Below are 16,037 nucleotides of genomic sequence, written 5' to 3'. Positions count from 1 at the left end.
AGGATTGTCAGGCTGAGCGGAGTCGAAGCCCTTATTTTAAATTTCGAAATTCTGTTGGCGACATTCCGGTTTGTTTTTTGAAGAATCTGGAAAAATAAGAGTAATCTTCGTAGCCGACTGCAAATGCGACTTCGTTTACCGTTAATTGTTTGTCGATTAACATACGTTTTATTTCCAGAATTACGCGATCCATGATAACTTCTGTGGCTGTTTTTTGCAGAATTTCATTGCAGATTCTGTTTAAATGTTTTAATGTGATATTTAATTTTTCAGCATAAAAGGAAGGTAATTTTTCTTGTTTGAAATATTGTTCTAAAAGCAATTCAAATTTGTCGATTTTGATATTATAAGAATGCGCTTGATGCGAATAAGTTTCACTGTATTTTCTTGAAATTTCAATGTGAATACAATCTAATAAATTCAACATCTTATCCAATTGCAATTTATTATTCTGGTTGTTCTCCTGAATAAGCAAATCAAAATAAGGCTGAATTTTAGGAATTTCATTTTCTTCAAAAACCATTTCAGGCCGATTGTGAATAGAGTGGTAAAAGTTATAATCATTAATCGTTTTCTGTCCGAAATATAAATTATACAGTTCCTGCGAAAAGATGATCACAAAACCCTCGATATCTTCAGACAAACTCCAATGGTGCATTTGTCCGGGTTGCAGAACGAATAAGCTTCCTTTTTTTATGTCAAATTGATCAAAATCGACTTCATGCAATCCTGAACCATTTGTAAAAAATACCATTAAATAGGAATCATGCCGATGCGGTTCTTCGACAAAACTGTGGCTTTTTAGATGTTCTGCGAAAGTATTGACATAAAAATCGCGATACACATCATTACAACTGAAATTTTGAACACTATAAATGGGATATTTTTTCATAACAAATGTCTTTATTGTGCTATAAGTAGCGAAGATATAAAAAAGACTTTTATTCTTCTCTGAATTACCTTTGTATAAATAAAAAATAACAAAGTCATGTCAAATACATTAACTCATATTTTAAGCAACGAATGTCCGGTTTGTCATAAAGGAAAAGTTTTTAAAGACAATAATATTTTTTTAACTTTTGGTTTACCGAAAATGAATGAATACTGCAGTCATTGCAATTACAAATTTCAGAAAGAACCAGGCTATTTCTTTGGAGCAATGTATGTAAATTACGGATTGACCGTTGCACAAGGTATTGCTACGTATTGCATTGCTCAATTTTTCTTTGATCAAACATTCGATTTACGAATCATTCCGATTATTGCTGTTGTTATTACTTTACTTACTTCTTTCAATCTCCGATTTTCAAGATTAGCATGGATTTATATGTTTAAGGATTATACGAGCTAAAAAAATACTATTTTTGCCTTTCAATTGAAACTAATTTTCAATTTCAAAAAAAATAAAAAAATAAATTAGACAAATGAAAGCATACGTATTTCCAGGTCAGGGCGCACAGTTTACAGGAATGGGCAAAGACTTATATGAAACATCGGCTTTAGCCAAAGAATTATTCGAAAAAGCTAACGAAATTTTAGGTTTTAGAATTACAGATATCATGTTTGGAGGCACTGCCGAAGAACTAAAAGAAACTAAAGTGACTCAGCCAGCAGTATTTTTACATTCTGTTATTTTAGCTAAAACTTTAGGGGAAGATTTCAAACCAGAAATGGTTGCAGGACATTCTTTAGGCGAATTTTCTGCTTTAGTGGCAAACGGAACTTTATCTTTTGAAGATGGTTTGAAATTAGTTTCACAACGTGCTTTGGCAATGCAAAAAGCCTGCGAAATTACGCCATCGACAATGGCTGCGGTTTTAGGATTAGCAGATAATATTGTGGAAGAAGTTTGCGCTTCTATCGATGGAATTGTGGTTGCTGCAAATTACAACTGTCCTGGACAATTAGTAATTTCAGGAGAAACTACAGCAGTTGAAAAAGCTTGCGAGGCAATGAAAGCTGCCGGAGCAAAACGCGCTTTAATTTTACCTGTTGGAGGAGCATTTCACTCGCCAATGATGGAACCAGCAAGAGAAGAATTAGCAGCTGCAATTGAAGCAACTACGTTCTCTACTCCTATTTGCCCGGTTTATCAAAACGTTACTGCTAGCGCAGTTTCTGATGCAAACGAAATCAAAAAGAACTTAATTATACAATTGACTGCTCCCGTAAAATGGACGCAATCTGTACAGCAAATGATCGCTGACGGCGCTACTTTATTTACTGAAGTGGGTCCTGGAAAAGTATTAGCTGGTTTGATTAATAAAATTGATAAAGAAGCGGTTACGGCAAATGCTTAAATTTTAGTATTCAGTCTCTGTCGCAGTTTTCAGTTACTGACATATAAGTAAAAATCCTCATGAACAGATGTTTATGAGGATTTTGTTTTTAAAACTCTTTTACTTCTGAGCAATAATTATTTATAATTCCCGTAATTAAATAATTTTGATTTCTTTTGAACCCAAATATTGAAGTGTAAGTGGAATTTTCTTATGAGGAAATGTAGAAATACTCGAAATTATAAAAGCAACAACTTTATCAGTATATTTCTGTGCTGATTCAGCATAACTAAAATATTCTTCCTTAAAAAGTGTAAAAACTAAATCATCAAAATATTCCAGAACATCATTTTCAAAAATTTTTTTTTCCAAGGATATGCTTTTATTCTTTTAGACATTTCCGCTTTAAATTCCTCTGGAGTTAATCCTTTTGCAAACTCAGCATCAAAATCAAAAGTCTCACGATCTATTCCTTTAAATTTAGGTTTTTGAACTTCGTATTCCGCCCTAGGCTCTTCAACCTTATCATTCTTTTTATTTTCTTTTTCCGGCTCCATAATTCTTACATTTTAATCTTACAAAATTATAAAATAAATCGAGTCAAAATAAAAATCCCAAATAATCATTTAAATTATTTGGGATTTTATTTTAATAGCCAGTACCTGAAAACTGCGACTGCGACTGAATACTAAACTAAGAACGAACTTTCTGTTCCCACTTCCAGGCACTTGCCATCGCTTCGTCTAAACTCAATTCTGCTTTCCAGCCTAAAACATTATTTGCTTTATCTGTATTCGCATATGCTTCAGTAATATCACCTTCACGACGAGGCATAATTTTATATGGTAATTTTTTATCGCTTACTTTTTCAAAACTATTGATTACTTCCAGAACTGAACTTCCTTTTCCAGTTCCCAAATTAAAGGTTTCTACTTTTTGTAAATTCTTTTTATTGAACAAACGCTGTAATGCAATTACGTGCGCTTTTGCCAAATCTACAACGTGAATATAATCACGAACTGCAGTTCCATCCGGCGTTGGGTAATCATCTCCAAAAACAGATAATTCTTTACGTAATCCTACACCCGTTTGTGTAATAAAAGGAACTAAATTTTGAGGAACACCTAATGGTAATTCTCCAATTTCATTAGATGAATGCGCTCCAACCGGATTAAAATAACGTAATAAAATAGCGCTGATATTTGTAACTTTAGCTGTATCAATTATAACTTCTTCTCCTATTTTCTTTGTATTTCCATAAGGAGACATTGGAGCCTGAACTGGAGCATCTTCCGTAATTGGCATTTTTTCTGCCTGACCGTAAACTGTACAAGACGAACTAAAAATAAAACTTGCTTCAGGCTTTTGTTGTAATTCCTGTAAAAGATATACTAAACTGCTGATGTTATTTTCATAATACAATAACGGATTTTCAACACTTTCTCCAACCGCTTTTGAAGCTGCAAAATGAATTACTCCTGTAACATCGTTGTGTTTTTTAAAGAAATCCTGAACTGATGCTTTTTCTCTTAAATCTAACTTTTCGAATAAAGGTTTCTTTCCTGTAATGTTTGTAATTCCTTTTAAAACATCTTCTGAAGAATTCGAAAGATTATCAATTATCACAACTTCAAAGCCTTCATTTTGCAATTCGACTACCGTGTGAGAACCAATAAATCCTAATCCTCCTGTTACTAATACTTTCATTTTTTTGGTTGTTTTTTGTGTTGTTTTTTTTATGTAGTTAATTTATAAGCCTGCCTTGCAATCAAAATCCAGTTATTCTTTTGTTTTTGCCACACAAGCATTATTCCGATTTTAATATCCTTATCAACACCACCGTCTTTGGTATGTGCTGCCAAAACATGTCTCACGATTGCGACATCATTCTGAATTGCTATGGTCTGATCCTGAAATTCAATAGTTACAAAATCTGATTTTCCGCTAACAATTCCATCTATAAATTCTGCCTGATTTTGAAAATTACCATTCGAATGAACGTAATTTAACTTTTCAGAAGTCAGTGCTTTTAATTTAGATCCATCAGCATCAATCATTGCGTTACGCAAAATTTCTACCTGATTACTGACAGCTGTTTCTTCTTTAGTATTTGATTTTTGTGCAAAACCAGAAAACTGAATAAGAATCATCAAAATTAAAATACCTACTTTCTTCATGATTTATTTGTTTAAAAATTCTAAAACAGAATCTGTAATAAATTTAATCTGCTCATCATCAAGCTCAGTGTGCATTGGTAAAGCAATAACTTCTTTTACTAATTGATTGGTTACCGGAAATTGCTCTTCTTTATAACGAGTATCAACGTAAGCTTTTTGAGAATGCAACGGAATTGGATAGTAAATTGCACAAGGAATTGCTTTGTCTAATAAATGCTGCATCAAAGCATTTCTGTCTGCATCAACAATTCTCAATACATATTGGTGAAAAACGTGATCATTCTCGTTTGCATCAAATTCTGGCGTAATGATGTGTGCATTGCCAGCAAAAGCTGCGTTGTATTTTGAAGCTGCCAAACGACGTGCTGCATTATATTCATCTAACAAAGGCAATTTTGCATTTAAAACTCCTGCCTGAATACTGTCTAAACGAGAATTTACACCTACAACATCATGATGGTAACGCTCATACATTCCGTGATTTACAATTCCGCGGATAATGTGGGCCAATTTATCATCATTTGTAAAAATCGCTCCACCATCTCCATAACAACCTAAGTTTTTAGAAGGGAAAAATGAAGTTGCCGCAACGTGACCAATTACACCTACTTTACTTTTGGTACCTGATTTAGAAATATAATCAGCTCCAATTGCCTGCGCATTATCTTCGATTACGTATAAATTATGTTCGGCAGCAATTTCCATAATCGCATCCATATTCGCCGCACGGCCAAATAAATGTACCGGAACAATTGCTTTTGTTTTTGGTGTGATCGCTTTTTTAATTGCCTCAATATCAATATTCATATTCGTCATATCAACATCAACTAAAACAGGGGTTAATTGCAACAAAGCAATTACCTCAACAGTAGCTGCAAAAGTAAAATCGGCAGTAATTACCTCATCTCCTGGTTTTAAATCCAGACCCATCATGGCAATTTGCAAAGCATCAGTACCATTTGCACACGGAATTACGTGTTTTGCTCCCAAATAATCTTCAAGATTTTTTTGAAATTGATGAACCAAAGGTCCATTTATATAAGTATTTGTATCTAAAACTTCCTGAATTGAAGCATCAACGGTAGATTTTATTTTCTCGTATTGACTCTTTAAGTCAACCATTTGAATTTTTTTCATTTGTCTTTATTTATTTAAAACTTTGAGATTAGATTTTTAAAACCAATCTCGAAAACGAAGAACAAAAATAGTTATTTAATACCTTTGGACAATGAAAATAATTGAAAGAAGCGTAATTTAGCAGCAAAATTACACATATGCTTTTTCTATACAATTTAGTTGTTTCTATTGCGGGGTTTTTTCTGAAAATCATAGCACTTTTTAGTCCGAAAATCAAGCTATTTATTGAAGGAAGAAAAAATGTTTTTACTATTCTAGAAGAAAAAATAAAACCAACAGATAAGACTATTTGGTTTCATTCTGCTTCACTTGGCGAATATGAACAAGGCTTACCTGTTATCGAAAAAATCAAAGAAAAATACCCTTCGCATAAAATCATTGTTACTTTTTTCTCTCCTTCCGGCTATGAAGTCCGCAAGAACAATAATATTGCCGATGTCACTATTTATCTGCCTTTAGACACCAAAACCAATGCGAAGAAATTCCTAAAATTAGTCCATCCTGAATTAGTCTTTTTTATTAAATATGAATTTTGGCTGAACTACTTAAAGGAGCTAGAAAAAACAAAAACTCCTACTTATTTAATTTCCGGAATTTTCAGAGACAATCAGATGTTTTTTAAATGGTACGGCGGTTTCTACAGAAAAGCATTAAAAGCCTTCACTTATTTTTTTGTTCAGAATGAAAGTTCAAAAGAAAAAATCAACGCTATCGGATTTAAAAACGTTATCGTTTCAGGAGATACTCGTTTTGACCGGGTTGCAGCAATTTTAGAAAGAGACAATTCAGTCGATTTTATTGAACAATTTAAAAACAACGCCCCCACTATAGTAATCGGGAGTTCGTGGCCAAAGGACGAAGCTTTATTAACTGAATATATTAATCAGGCTCCTTCAACTGTAAAATTCATTATTGCACCACATAATATCAAGCAAGACCAGATCTCCAATTTAAAATCTCAAATTACAAAATCAACGGTTTTATTTTCTGAAAAAGACAACATCAAAGACTTATCAAATTATGACGTCTTTATTATAGACACCATAGGTTTATTGACTAAAATATATAGTTATGGAACTATTGCTTATGTTGGCGGAGGATTTGGAAACCCGGGAATTCATAACATCCTTGAACCTTCAACCTTTGGTGTCCCGATAGTTATTGGTCCTAATTATTCGAATTTTGCAGAAGCAGTTGAATTGGTCAAAATCGGAGGGTGTATTGTAATTTCAGATGCTACTGAATTAAAACAAAATTTTGATCGCTTACTTTTGGATGAAAAATACTTAAAAGAAAAGAGTCAAATCTGTAAGTCCTACATTCAAGAGAATAAAGGTGCTACCGAAAGCATAATGAAAATCGTTTTGTAAGGCCTCAAAAACAGTAAAAATAGATTTCCATACCGCGTTCAATATAAAAATCGCTTAAATCGCATTATTTTACGCTTATAAATTTGCGTAATAATCACTCAAAAGCAAAACAAAGTGCAAATAAGAGAATCAAAACAGCCAATTCTCTTATATAATATTCAATAAAAAATAATTTAGACGAAAAAATCAATAATATAACATTTTTTTAGTATTTTGGCATATTATTTGATAAATAAGATAATCGTGAGCAAGGAAAATATTTTAAAAAAAAAGTGAAAAAATATTTTACATATTAAAAAATTTATATCTTTGCCACGAATTAATAATTAACCTTTTATAATAAAGTAAGATGAAAAAAGTATTTTTAAGTTTAGCTGTTGTTGCTGTTTTAACTGTTGTTTCTTGTAAAAAAGCTGATGCTGCTGCTGAGCCAGCTGTAGATTCTACTGCTGTTGCTGTTGATTCTGCTGCTGCTGTAGTTGATTCTGCTGCTGCAACTGTTGATTCTGCTGCTGCTAAAGTTGACTCTGCTGCTGCTAAAGTAGAAGAAGTAAAAAAATAATTAGAACCTAAGTTCTAAAAATTTTAAAACCATCCTTGAGATGGTTTTTTTTTGTTCAAAATCGAACAAATCCTAATATAAAAAAATTCCAAATCCCAACTACACACATTGTGCTATTGGAATTTGGAATTTTTCTATATTGGAATTTCTTTTTTTTATTCCATTTCATCTTCAACCATTTCTTCATCCTCAAAAATAGATTCATTTGACGAGAAATCTAAAATTTCTGATTTTGAAGCATAGTTCACAATTTCTTTTATCCCTTTCTGCAAAAGCAATTCTGTAGTGTATTTTCGACTTGTAGCAAAGTGAAGCTCACCCAACATCAATTTAAAAAAATACTTCCCTCCCGAGCCTTTAAATTTTAAAAATTTAGCCTGCTCAATATTTACTTTAAATTTCTCAATATCCTCCTCACATTCAAATTTCAACTCATAACTCAAACTAGTAAAAATCACTTTCCCTTTCCTGGAAGTAAACACAAATTTATACTCATCATTAAATCGTCTACTAATTACGAAAGCACCCATTTATTAATTTTAGATTGTTGATTTTAGATTCTTAGATTCTTAGATTCTTAGATTCTTAGATTCTTAGATTCTTAGATTCTTAGATTCTTAGATTCTTAGATTCTTAGATTCTTTAAAATAAATTTACTTCGCAAATTTATTTTCAGTGCGTGAATTTACACAATAAAAAAAGCCTCTTCAAAAGAAGAGGCTTTAGTACTCAGAGCGGGACTTGAACCCGCACGAACATTGCTGTTCACTGGATTTTAAGTCCAGCGTGTCTACCAATTTCACCATCCGAGCATTATATGGTTTTGAGCGAAAAACGGGGCTCGAACCCGCGACCTCGACCTTGGCAAGGTCGCGCTCTACCAACTGAGCTATTTTCGCGTTTCAAATTCTTGTAAGAACTACAATACTTGACTTGTTCTGTATTGCGAGTGCAAATTTAGGACATTTATTCAATTATACAAGACTTTTTTGAAAAAAAATAATACTTATTTTATAACCTTCTGATAACCTAAACTTTAAATCTGAAATTTATTTCTTAACAATCATCCTTTTAATCTCATTGAGTTTCATCAAGGCTTCAACCGGTGTGATCGAGTTTATATCAAGACTTAAGATCTCTTCTTTTATCTCTTCCAACAAGGGGTCATCTAAGTTAAAGAAGCTCATCTGCATTTCATCATTGGCCGATTTGATTCCGTTTAACGCATCGCTGGAATGATTCTTTTCTAATTTCTTTAAAAGCTTTTGCGCTTTCAAAATTACAGTTTGCGGCATTCCGGCCATTTTAGCGACATGAATTCCGAAACTGTGCGCACTTCCACCCTTTACCAGTTTTCTAACAAAAAGAACAGTATCTTTTAATTCTTTTACCGCAACATTATAATTCTGAATTCTAGGAAGCGATTCTGTCATTTCATTCAATTCATGATAATGCGTTGCAAACAATGTTTTGGCTCTTCCCGGGTGTTCGTGCAAAAACTCAGCAATAGCCCAGGCAATCGAGATTCCGTCATAAGTACTCGTTCCTCTTCCAATCTCATCTAATAAAACCAAACTTCTGTCTGAAATATTATTCAAAATAGAAGCGGTTTCATTCATCTCTACCATAAAAGTAGATTCACCCATCGAAATATTATCCGACGCTCCTACTCTTGTAAAGATTTTGTCCACAATTCCCATTCGAACGCTGTCCGCCGGAACAAAACTTCCCATTTGAGCCAACAATACAATTAAGGCCGTTTGTCTCAAAATAGCTGACTTACCAGACATATTCGGACCTGTAATCATAATAAGCTGTTGGGTTTCTCTATCTAAATAAACATCATTAGCAATATAAGGTGTACCAACCGGCAATTGTTTTTCAATTACAGGATGTCTTCCATTCTTAATATCCAATTCAAAAGTTTCATCAATTTCCGGACATACATATTTATTCTCGACCGCTAATTGTGTAAACGAACACAAACAATCTAATTGGGCTACTAAATTAGCATTCATTTGAACCGGCTTAATATAAGTCGCAATCCAGGCTACTAATTGCTCAAAAAGATCGGTTTCAATTTTATGGATTCTCTCTTCTGCACCTAAAATTTTGGTTTCGTATTCTTTTAATTCTTCGGTAATATAACGTTCCGCATTTACTAAAGTCTGTTTACGAATCCATTCTGCAGGGACTTTATCTTTATGTGTATTTCGAACTTCGATATAATATCCAAAAACATTATTAAACGAGATTTTTAAAGACGAAATTCCAGTTCGCTCTGATTCCCTTTTCTCAATTCCTTCTAAATATTCTTTACCGGAAGTCGAGATGGCACGCAGTTCATCTAATTCTTCACTAATTCCTTTTGCAATAGCATTTCCTTTTACAATAGCAACCGGCGCATCCTGATTTAAAGTTACTTTGATCTTTTCTCTCAATAAATCACAGGCATGCAAACTGTCTCCAATTACTTTCACTGCTTCCTGCGGACTTTGCAATGCTAAAGTTTTAATTGGAATAATAGCATCCAGAGATTCTTTTAAATAAACAATTTCTCGCGGTGAAACTTTCCCAGCTGCGATTTTAGAAATCAAACGCTCTAAATCTGAAATTTGTTTTATTTGATATTGAATATTATGCAAAACCTCAGGATTTGATTTCAAATACGAAACCACATCATGACGCCCTTTTATTTTATTACTGTCTTTTAAAGGAAGCGCCAGCCATCGTTTCAACAAACGCCCACCCATTGGCGAGAGCGTTCTGTCAATTACCTCTAAAAGCGTTACAGCATTTGGATTATAACTGTGGTATAATTCTAAGTTTCTAATCGTGAAACGGTCCATCCAAACATAGGCATCTTCAGCAATACGTTGGATTGCTGTAATATGTTGCACGCGATTATGCTGTGTTTCGGATAAATAATACAAAATCGCTCCGGAAGCAATAATTCCTTCTTTTAATTCTTCAACACCAAAACCTTTTAAGGAAACGGTTTCAAAATGCTTTGTAAGTATCTCTAATGCGTAATCCTCTTTATAAATCCAGTCTTCTAAATAAAAACTATGAAAATCTTCTCCAAAAGCAGCTTTAAAATCCCCTTTGTTATTCTTCGGAACTAAAACTTCGCTCGGATTAAAATTCTGCAAAAGTTTATCAATATATTCCGCATTTCCCTGAGCCGTTAAAAATTCTCCTGTTGAAACATCCAAAAAGGAAATTCCGATATTTTTATTAGCAAAATAAACTGATGCTAAAAAGTTATTCGATTTAGATTGTAAAACCTCATCATTTAAAGAAACTCCTGGAGTTACCAATTCTGTAACACCACGTTTCACGATGGTTTTAGTCATTTTTGGATCTTCAAGCTGATCGCAAATGGCAACACGAAGACCGGCTTTGACTAATTTTGGCAAGTAAGTATTAATAGAATGATGCGGAAAACCAGCTAAAGCTGTTTCAGTTTCAGAACCCGCACCTCTTTTAGTTAATGTTATTCCAAGAATTTTAGAAGCTCTAATGGCGTCTTCTCCAAAGGTTTCGTAAAAATCACCTACTCTGAAAAGCAGACATGCATCAGGATATTTTCTCTTGATTTCGTTGTACTGTTTCATTAAAGGTGTTTCTTTCACCACTTTCTCTTTCGCTGCCAAATTGTAATGTTTTAAATGAAAATTTATGACAGCGAATTTATAATATTTTGGTGGCATATAGAAGAGCTTCAAAAATTAAAATATTTTTAAGATTTTTTTGAGTTGACATATTAGAATTTTCTATAGATTTGTTCATAATTAAAACAAAGACTCTTAAAGATGAAAAAAATAATCTTAATCGCTATGTTAGCTGTAGTTGGAATTACAGCTTCTAATGCTCAAACTACTAAAAAAGCTAAGGTTGCTAAAGTTGAAGGAGCCGGAATGGTTTTTGAAAACGAAACTATTGATTACGGAACTATCGCGCACAATGCTGATGGTAACCGTCAGTTTGTTTTTGTAAACAACGGAACAAAACCATTAATCATTACAAACACACAAGGATCTTGTGGTTGTACTGTACCTACAACACCAAAAGAGCCAATCGCACCAGGTGCTAAAGGAATTATTGGTGTAAAATATGCTACTGACAGAGTTGGTGCTTTTACAAAAACAGTAACTGTTACTTCTAATGCTGAAGGACAACCTACAAAAGTACTTACTATTAAAGGTACTGTTTTACCAGATCCGGTAAAAAGCTAATCTGAAAAGAAAATAAAATAATCGAAAAAGCTTCCTTATCTTTGGAAGCTTTTTTTATGACCTGAATACAACACCAATGAGAAAACTTGAAAACAGCGAACTGGATCGCAAATCAATTGAAGATTTTAAAAAATCAGACAAAACTCCCCTAATCTTGGTTTTGGATGATATTCGCAGTTTGCACAATATTGGTTCTGTCTTTAGAACTTCTGATGCTTTTTTGGTTGAAAAAATCATTTTATGCGGTATTACAGCGACTCCTCCAAACAAAGAGATTCACAAAACCGCTCTTGGAGCTACAGAAACAGTAGCCTGGGAACATCATGAAAATGTTTTGGAAGTTATTGAAAATCTTAAAAAAGAAAATGTGTTGACACTTGCTATTGAACAGGTGGAAAGCTCGATTTTTCTTCAGGATTTTAAAGTGGTAAAAAATCAAAAGTATGCTTTAGTTTTCGGTAATGAAGTGTACGGTGTTGCACAGGAAGCTGTTGTCCTTTGTGATGGCTGTATTGAAATTCCGCAATTAGGCACCAAACACTCCTTAAACATTGCTGTTAGTGCCGGAATTGTAGTTTGGGATCTATTCCAGAAATTAAACTGGCCAAGTGCTGATTAAATTGTTAATTTTTCAGTACATCTTGCCTTTAAATGTTAGAAATTGAAATATATTTTTTTATTATTATAAAATTGATACTTTTATAAAATGAAAACTATCAATTTCTTTAAAATAGCTATTATATCTTTTGCTTTATGTTTTTATCAATCTCATGCAAGTGAAAAAGTTAAAACATTGGATAAGGCCAAAATAAAACCTGCCAACGATACCCTTAAATCAAATAAAAGAAAAAATACAAAAACTACATTTGCAATTACTCCTCCTGTACTTAAAGCAACCGGAGATCAATTATATTGCCCTTTAAGCTCTATAAATATTGTAACCTCGATTACTATTTCTCATGATCCAGCAGAACTTGGAACAAAAGCTGTTTATATTCAGATTTCTTCAGGTTACTCTAGCGGTCTTGATAAAATAGAAATTCAAAATCCTGCCGCACACCCATCGATTGTACAAGGCTGGTATCCTAATGAAGGAAAACTAGTATTATCAAGTCCAACCGGAGGAGATGTTTTATATTCTGATTTGGAAGCTGCAATTAAAGATGTGGTCTTCTCTAATTCTTCTCCTACAGCCTCGGGAACCAGAACCTTTTCCATAACAGTTGGTCAAGCCAATTATCTGCCTTCTACAGGGCATTATTATTTATACGTACCTAGTATTGGTATCTCCTGGACCACAGCAAAAGCAGCAGCTGAAACAAGTACTTATTATGGATTAAAAGGTTATCTGGCAACTCTTTTATCAGCTGATGAAGCCAAGTTAAGCGGAGAACAAGCCTCAGGAACAGGCTGGATTGGAGGAAGTGACCAAGAAACAGAAGGAACCTGGAAATGGGTTACAGGCCCTGAAGCGGGAACTATAATGTCTTACACTTTCTGGAATAATGGCGAACCAAATAATCTAGGAGACGAAGATTATGCTCATATTACACAGCCTGGAGTCGGCATAAGAGGTTCCTGGAACGACTTATCAAATACTGGATCACTAACTCCCGGAGACAACTACCAACCAAAAGGTTATGTTGTTGAATATGGTGGATCCGCCGGCGAACTTCCTTTAGAAATAGCAGCAAGTACTAAAATTACAATTCCTATAGCAACACCAGATCCAAATCCTGCTCCAATGTGTGACTCAGGAAGTTTCAACTTTACTGCGACAGCAACAGCAGGAGCAACAATTAGCTGGTATAGTGACGCAACAGGAGATAGTGCAATTCATACTGGCCCTTCTTTTACAACATCAATAATAAGCACAACTACAACTTATTATGTAGATGCAGGATGTAAATCTAACAGAAAGCCTGTTGTTGCAACAATCAATCATACACCAACTGCACCGATCCCAGGTAAATTAACCTATAGCAATTGCGGGCCCGGGCCAGTAACTATTGAAGCCAGTGCGAACATTGGTCAAATAAACTGGTTTGCTGAAGCTATTGGAGGCACAAGTTTACATTCAGGTCAAAGCTACACTCCAACCGTTTCTTCAAATACAACCTATTATGCCGAGGCTTCAAATGGCCTTTGTACTTACGATACCCGAACACCGGTAAATATCGAAATTTATCCTCTTCCTGTTGTTACTGATGAAACACTTCCTTTGTGTCAGGGACAAACAATTATATTAGATGCCGGAATAGCGGGAATGACTTATTTGTGGTCAACCGGAGAAGCTACTCAAACAATTCCTGTAGATAAAGGAGGAACTTATACTGTTCTTGTTAGGAATTCTGATAACTGCTCCAGTACAAAAACCATTATTGTTGATGAACATCTGGTTCCTCAAATAAATGATGTAGTTGTAAACGGAACAACAGTGACTATTAACCTTGTGAAAGACGAAGACTATTTTGAATATTCTGTTAATGGAAGTGATTTTCAAGCTTCTAATGTGTTTTATGATGTTCCAGGTGGCTTACATAACGCTTATGCAAGAGATAAAACGGGTTGTCCCGGAGGAAATCCAAAATCTTTCGTTGTACTTGTTTTTCCAGCCTACTTTACTCCAAATAACGATACTTTTCATGATGTCTGGGAGGTAACCGGAATGGAAAATTACCCGCAGGCACAAGTCACCATTTTTGACCGATACGGGAAATTGTTAGCACAATTAACTACTTCTAAAATGAGTTGGGATGGTACTTTTAATCAAGCACTTCTACCCGCTTCTGATTATTGGTACGTCTTAAAAATAGACGATACACAACCTGTTTTGAGAGGACATTTTTCTTTAAAAAGATAATACTAATTAGATAATGTGTCAATTTGATAATTAGATAATGACCTGGAATGCTATAAAAACAATTATCTAATTTTCTAATTGGCACATTATCCTATTTTCTTCTGAATTTCATTCAATATAAAAAGATAATCTTCGTGTCTTCTTACAAAATCACGATCAGAAACATCAATGATTAAAACATTTAAATCAGTCTGCGATTTGATATAATCAAAATATCCGGTATTGATTTTATCCAAATAACTTGCTTCGATATTCTGTTCGTAATTTCTGCCGCGCTTTTTGATGTTTTGAAGTAAACGTTCTGTATTTTGATATAAATAAATATATAAATCCGGCTTTGGCATTTCTTTATAAATAATATCGAACAGGTTTCGGTACAAACGATATTCATCTTCTGCCAGCGTAATTTTAGCAAAAATCAACGATTTAAAAATATGATAATCGGCTACGACAAAATCTTTAAACAAATCAAACTGCGCTAAATCATCTGATAATTGCTGATAGCGATCAGCCAAAAAAGACATTTCAAGCGGAAAAGCATATCGATTTTGATCTTTGTAAAATTTAGGTAAAAAAGGATTATCAGCAAAACGTTCCAAAACTGTTTTAGCATTAAAATCGTCAGCAATTTTATTTACCAAAGTTGTTTTTCCAGCACCAATATTTCCTTCAAAAGCAATATAATTAAACTTTTCTAACGGAATTTCCTGCAAAGGATTTTTCAAATCCTGAACAACCGTACAAATACTATCATCTGGTGTAATAGTAATTAACTCCGAAACAGATTTTTGAAAAACAGGATGTTTCCAGTTTAATTTTAAATCCTGCATGGGCATTAATACAAATTTTCTGTTCTGCATTAATGGGTGCGGAACCTGGAGTTTCTCGGAATCAATAATTTCATCGTCAAAAACAATTAAATCAACATCTATAATTCGGGATTGATAGCCTTGCTGATTAGAACGAATACGGCCTAACTGTTTTTCTACTTTTAAAATCTGATTTAATATCTTATGTGCAGATGAAGTGCTATGCAGCAACAAGGCACAATTATAGAAAGCATCACTTTCAAATCCCCAGGCAGGGGTTTCATATAGCTTTGAAACCTGAATAACCGTTCCTACTTCCTGATGTATCAGAGCGATACAACTTTCAATATTTTCTAACCGATTTCCCTGGTTACTGCCGATAGATAAAACGATTTGATGCTGTGACTTCATAATGCAAATTAACTAAAACTATTTCAGAATTACTCACATTATTTACTTCAAGAATCAGAAGTTTGTAATTATTTCAAACTCTTTTTTTATCCTTTTTCTACAGAAACCTTTCTTAAAAAAACGTACTTAATCTAAAAATAACATATCTTTATTTTAGAGAATTTAAAAATGTATGATCTACAACTATTTTA

Annotated in this window: 16 protein-coding genes and 2 tRNA genes; 7 read left to right on the top strand and 11 right to left on the bottom strand. The window is 33.7% G+C overall.

The window, feature by feature from the left end; genetic code table 11:
* Positions 1 to 31: 31 nt before the first annotated feature.
* A complete protein-coding gene (locus tag IRZ99_RS14915; protein ID WP_194658029.1) occupies positions 32 to 892 on the bottom strand; it encodes a helix-turn-helix domain-containing protein in 861 nt (286 codons plus the stop codon).
* 96 nt (positions 893 to 988) lie between these two features.
* Between IRZ99_RS14915 and IRZ99_RS14910 the strand changes: the two genes are divergently transcribed.
* Positions 989 to 1,351: a DUF983 domain-containing protein gene (locus IRZ99_RS14910; RefSeq protein ID WP_194658028.1), complete on the top strand. Its 363-nt coding sequence runs from the start codon at positions 989 to 991 to the stop codon at positions 1,349 to 1,351.
* Positions 1,352 to 1,424: 73 nt separating this feature from the next.
* Positions 1,425 to 2,300, top strand: a complete 876-nt coding sequence (gene fabD / locus IRZ99_RS14905) for an ACP S-malonyltransferase (protein WP_194658027.1) — start codon at positions 1,425 to 1,427, stop codon at positions 2,298 to 2,300.
* 135 nt (positions 2,301 to 2,435) lie between these two features.
* Here the strand turns inward: fabD and IRZ99_RS14900 are convergent, their stop codons facing one another.
* From IRZ99_RS14900 to IRZ99_RS14880, 5 genes are all read right to left on the bottom strand, one after another.
* On the bottom strand, positions 2,436 to 2,651 hold the full coding sequence (locus IRZ99_RS14900; RefSeq protein WP_194658026.1) for a hypothetical protein: 216 nt from the start codon (positions 2,649 to 2,651) through the stop codon (positions 2,436 to 2,438).
* Entirely contained in the window at positions 2,600 to 2,836 is a 237-nt protein-coding gene (locus tag IRZ99_RS14895) for a hypothetical protein (RefSeq protein ID WP_194658025.1), read from the bottom strand. The genes IRZ99_RS14900 and IRZ99_RS14895 overlap by 52 nt, the downstream gene beginning before the upstream one ends.
* Positions 2,837 to 2,972: 136 nt before the next feature.
* On the bottom strand, positions 2,973 to 3,986 hold the full coding sequence (gene galE, locus IRZ99_RS14890) for a UDP-glucose 4-epimerase GalE (protein WP_194658024.1): 1,014 nt from the start codon (positions 3,984 to 3,986) through the stop codon (positions 2,973 to 2,975).
* Positions 3,987 to 4,015: 29 nt separating this feature from the next.
* Complete coding sequence (locus IRZ99_RS14885; protein WP_194658023.1) at positions 4,016 to 4,456, bottom strand: nuclear transport factor 2 family protein; 441 nt, start codon at positions 4,454 to 4,456, stop codon at positions 4,016 to 4,018.
* Positions 4,457 to 4,459: 3 nt separating this feature from the next.
* Complete coding sequence (locus IRZ99_RS14880; protein WP_194658022.1) at positions 4,460 to 5,593, bottom strand: DegT/DnrJ/EryC1/StrS aminotransferase family protein; 1,134 nt, start codon at positions 5,591 to 5,593, stop codon at positions 4,460 to 4,462.
* 137 nt (positions 5,594 to 5,730) lie between these two features.
* On the opposite strand from IRZ99_RS14880, the gene IRZ99_RS14875 reads away from it, so the two are divergent.
* A complete protein-coding gene (locus IRZ99_RS14875; protein WP_194658021.1) occupies positions 5,731 to 6,963 on the top strand; it encodes a 3-deoxy-D-manno-octulosonic acid transferase in 1,233 nt (410 codons plus the stop codon).
* A 349-nt stretch (positions 6,964 to 7,312) separates the two neighbouring features.
* Entirely contained in the window at positions 7,313 to 7,525 is a 213-nt protein-coding gene (locus IRZ99_RS14870) for a hypothetical protein (protein ID WP_026985591.1), read from the top strand.
* A gap of 155 nt (positions 7,526 to 7,680) precedes the next feature.
* Here the strand turns inward: IRZ99_RS14870 and IRZ99_RS14865 are convergent, their stop codons facing one another.
* From IRZ99_RS14865 to mutS, 4 genes are all read right to left on the bottom strand, one after another.
* Entirely contained in the window at positions 7,681 to 8,055 is a 375-nt protein-coding gene (locus tag IRZ99_RS14865; RefSeq protein WP_194658020.1) for a DUF1508 domain-containing protein, read from the bottom strand.
* Positions 8,056 to 8,251: 196 nt separating this feature from the next.
* Positions 8,252 to 8,337: transfer RNA gene (locus IRZ99_RS14860), tRNA-Leu, on the bottom strand.
* Positions 8,338 to 8,351: 14 nt separating this feature from the next.
* Positions 8,352 to 8,424 (bottom strand) — tRNA-Gly (locus IRZ99_RS14855).
* A gap of 150 nt (positions 8,425 to 8,574) precedes the next feature.
* On the bottom strand, positions 8,575 to 11,181 hold the full coding sequence (gene mutS, locus IRZ99_RS14850) for a DNA mismatch repair protein MutS (RefSeq protein WP_194658019.1): 2,607 nt from the start codon (positions 11,179 to 11,181) through the stop codon (positions 8,575 to 8,577).
* 159 nt (positions 11,182 to 11,340) lie between these two features.
* Between mutS and IRZ99_RS14845 the strand changes: the two genes are divergently transcribed.
* The 3 genes from IRZ99_RS14845 (at position 11,341) to IRZ99_RS14835 (ending at position 14,626) form a co-directional block, all read left to right on the top strand.
* Entirely contained in the window at positions 11,341 to 11,763 is a 423-nt protein-coding gene (locus IRZ99_RS14845; protein WP_194658018.1) for a DUF1573 domain-containing protein, read from the top strand.
* 76 nt (positions 11,764 to 11,839) lie between these two features.
* On the top strand, positions 11,840 to 12,382 hold the full coding sequence (locus tag IRZ99_RS14840) for an RNA methyltransferase (RefSeq protein WP_194658017.1): 543 nt from the start codon (positions 11,840 to 11,842) through the stop codon (positions 12,380 to 12,382).
* An 87-nt stretch (positions 12,383 to 12,469) separates the two neighbouring features.
* On the top strand, positions 12,470 to 14,626 hold the full coding sequence (locus IRZ99_RS14835) for a T9SS type B sorting domain-containing protein (protein ID WP_194658016.1): 2,157 nt from the start codon (positions 12,470 to 12,472) through the stop codon (positions 14,624 to 14,626).
* Positions 14,627 to 14,712: 86 nt separating this feature from the next.
* Here IRZ99_RS14835 and folK read toward each other — a convergent pair whose 3' ends face one another.
* A complete protein-coding gene (gene folK / locus IRZ99_RS14830) occupies positions 14,713 to 15,846 on the bottom strand; it encodes a 2-amino-4-hydroxy-6-hydroxymethyldihydropteridine diphosphokinase (RefSeq protein ID WP_194658015.1) in 1,134 nt (377 codons plus the stop codon).
* Positions 15,847 to 16,037 lie beyond the last annotated feature (191 nt).

Origin of the sequence: Flavobacterium sp. LC2016-12, from assembly GCF_015351595.1 — a bacterium.
In the GTDB taxonomy this organism is placed as follows: Bacteria; Bacteroidota; Bacteroidia; order Flavobacteriales; family Flavobacteriaceae; genus Flavobacterium.
Note: the sequence above shows the minus strand (reverse complement) of the source record. Positions and strands in the feature narration are given on the sequence as shown.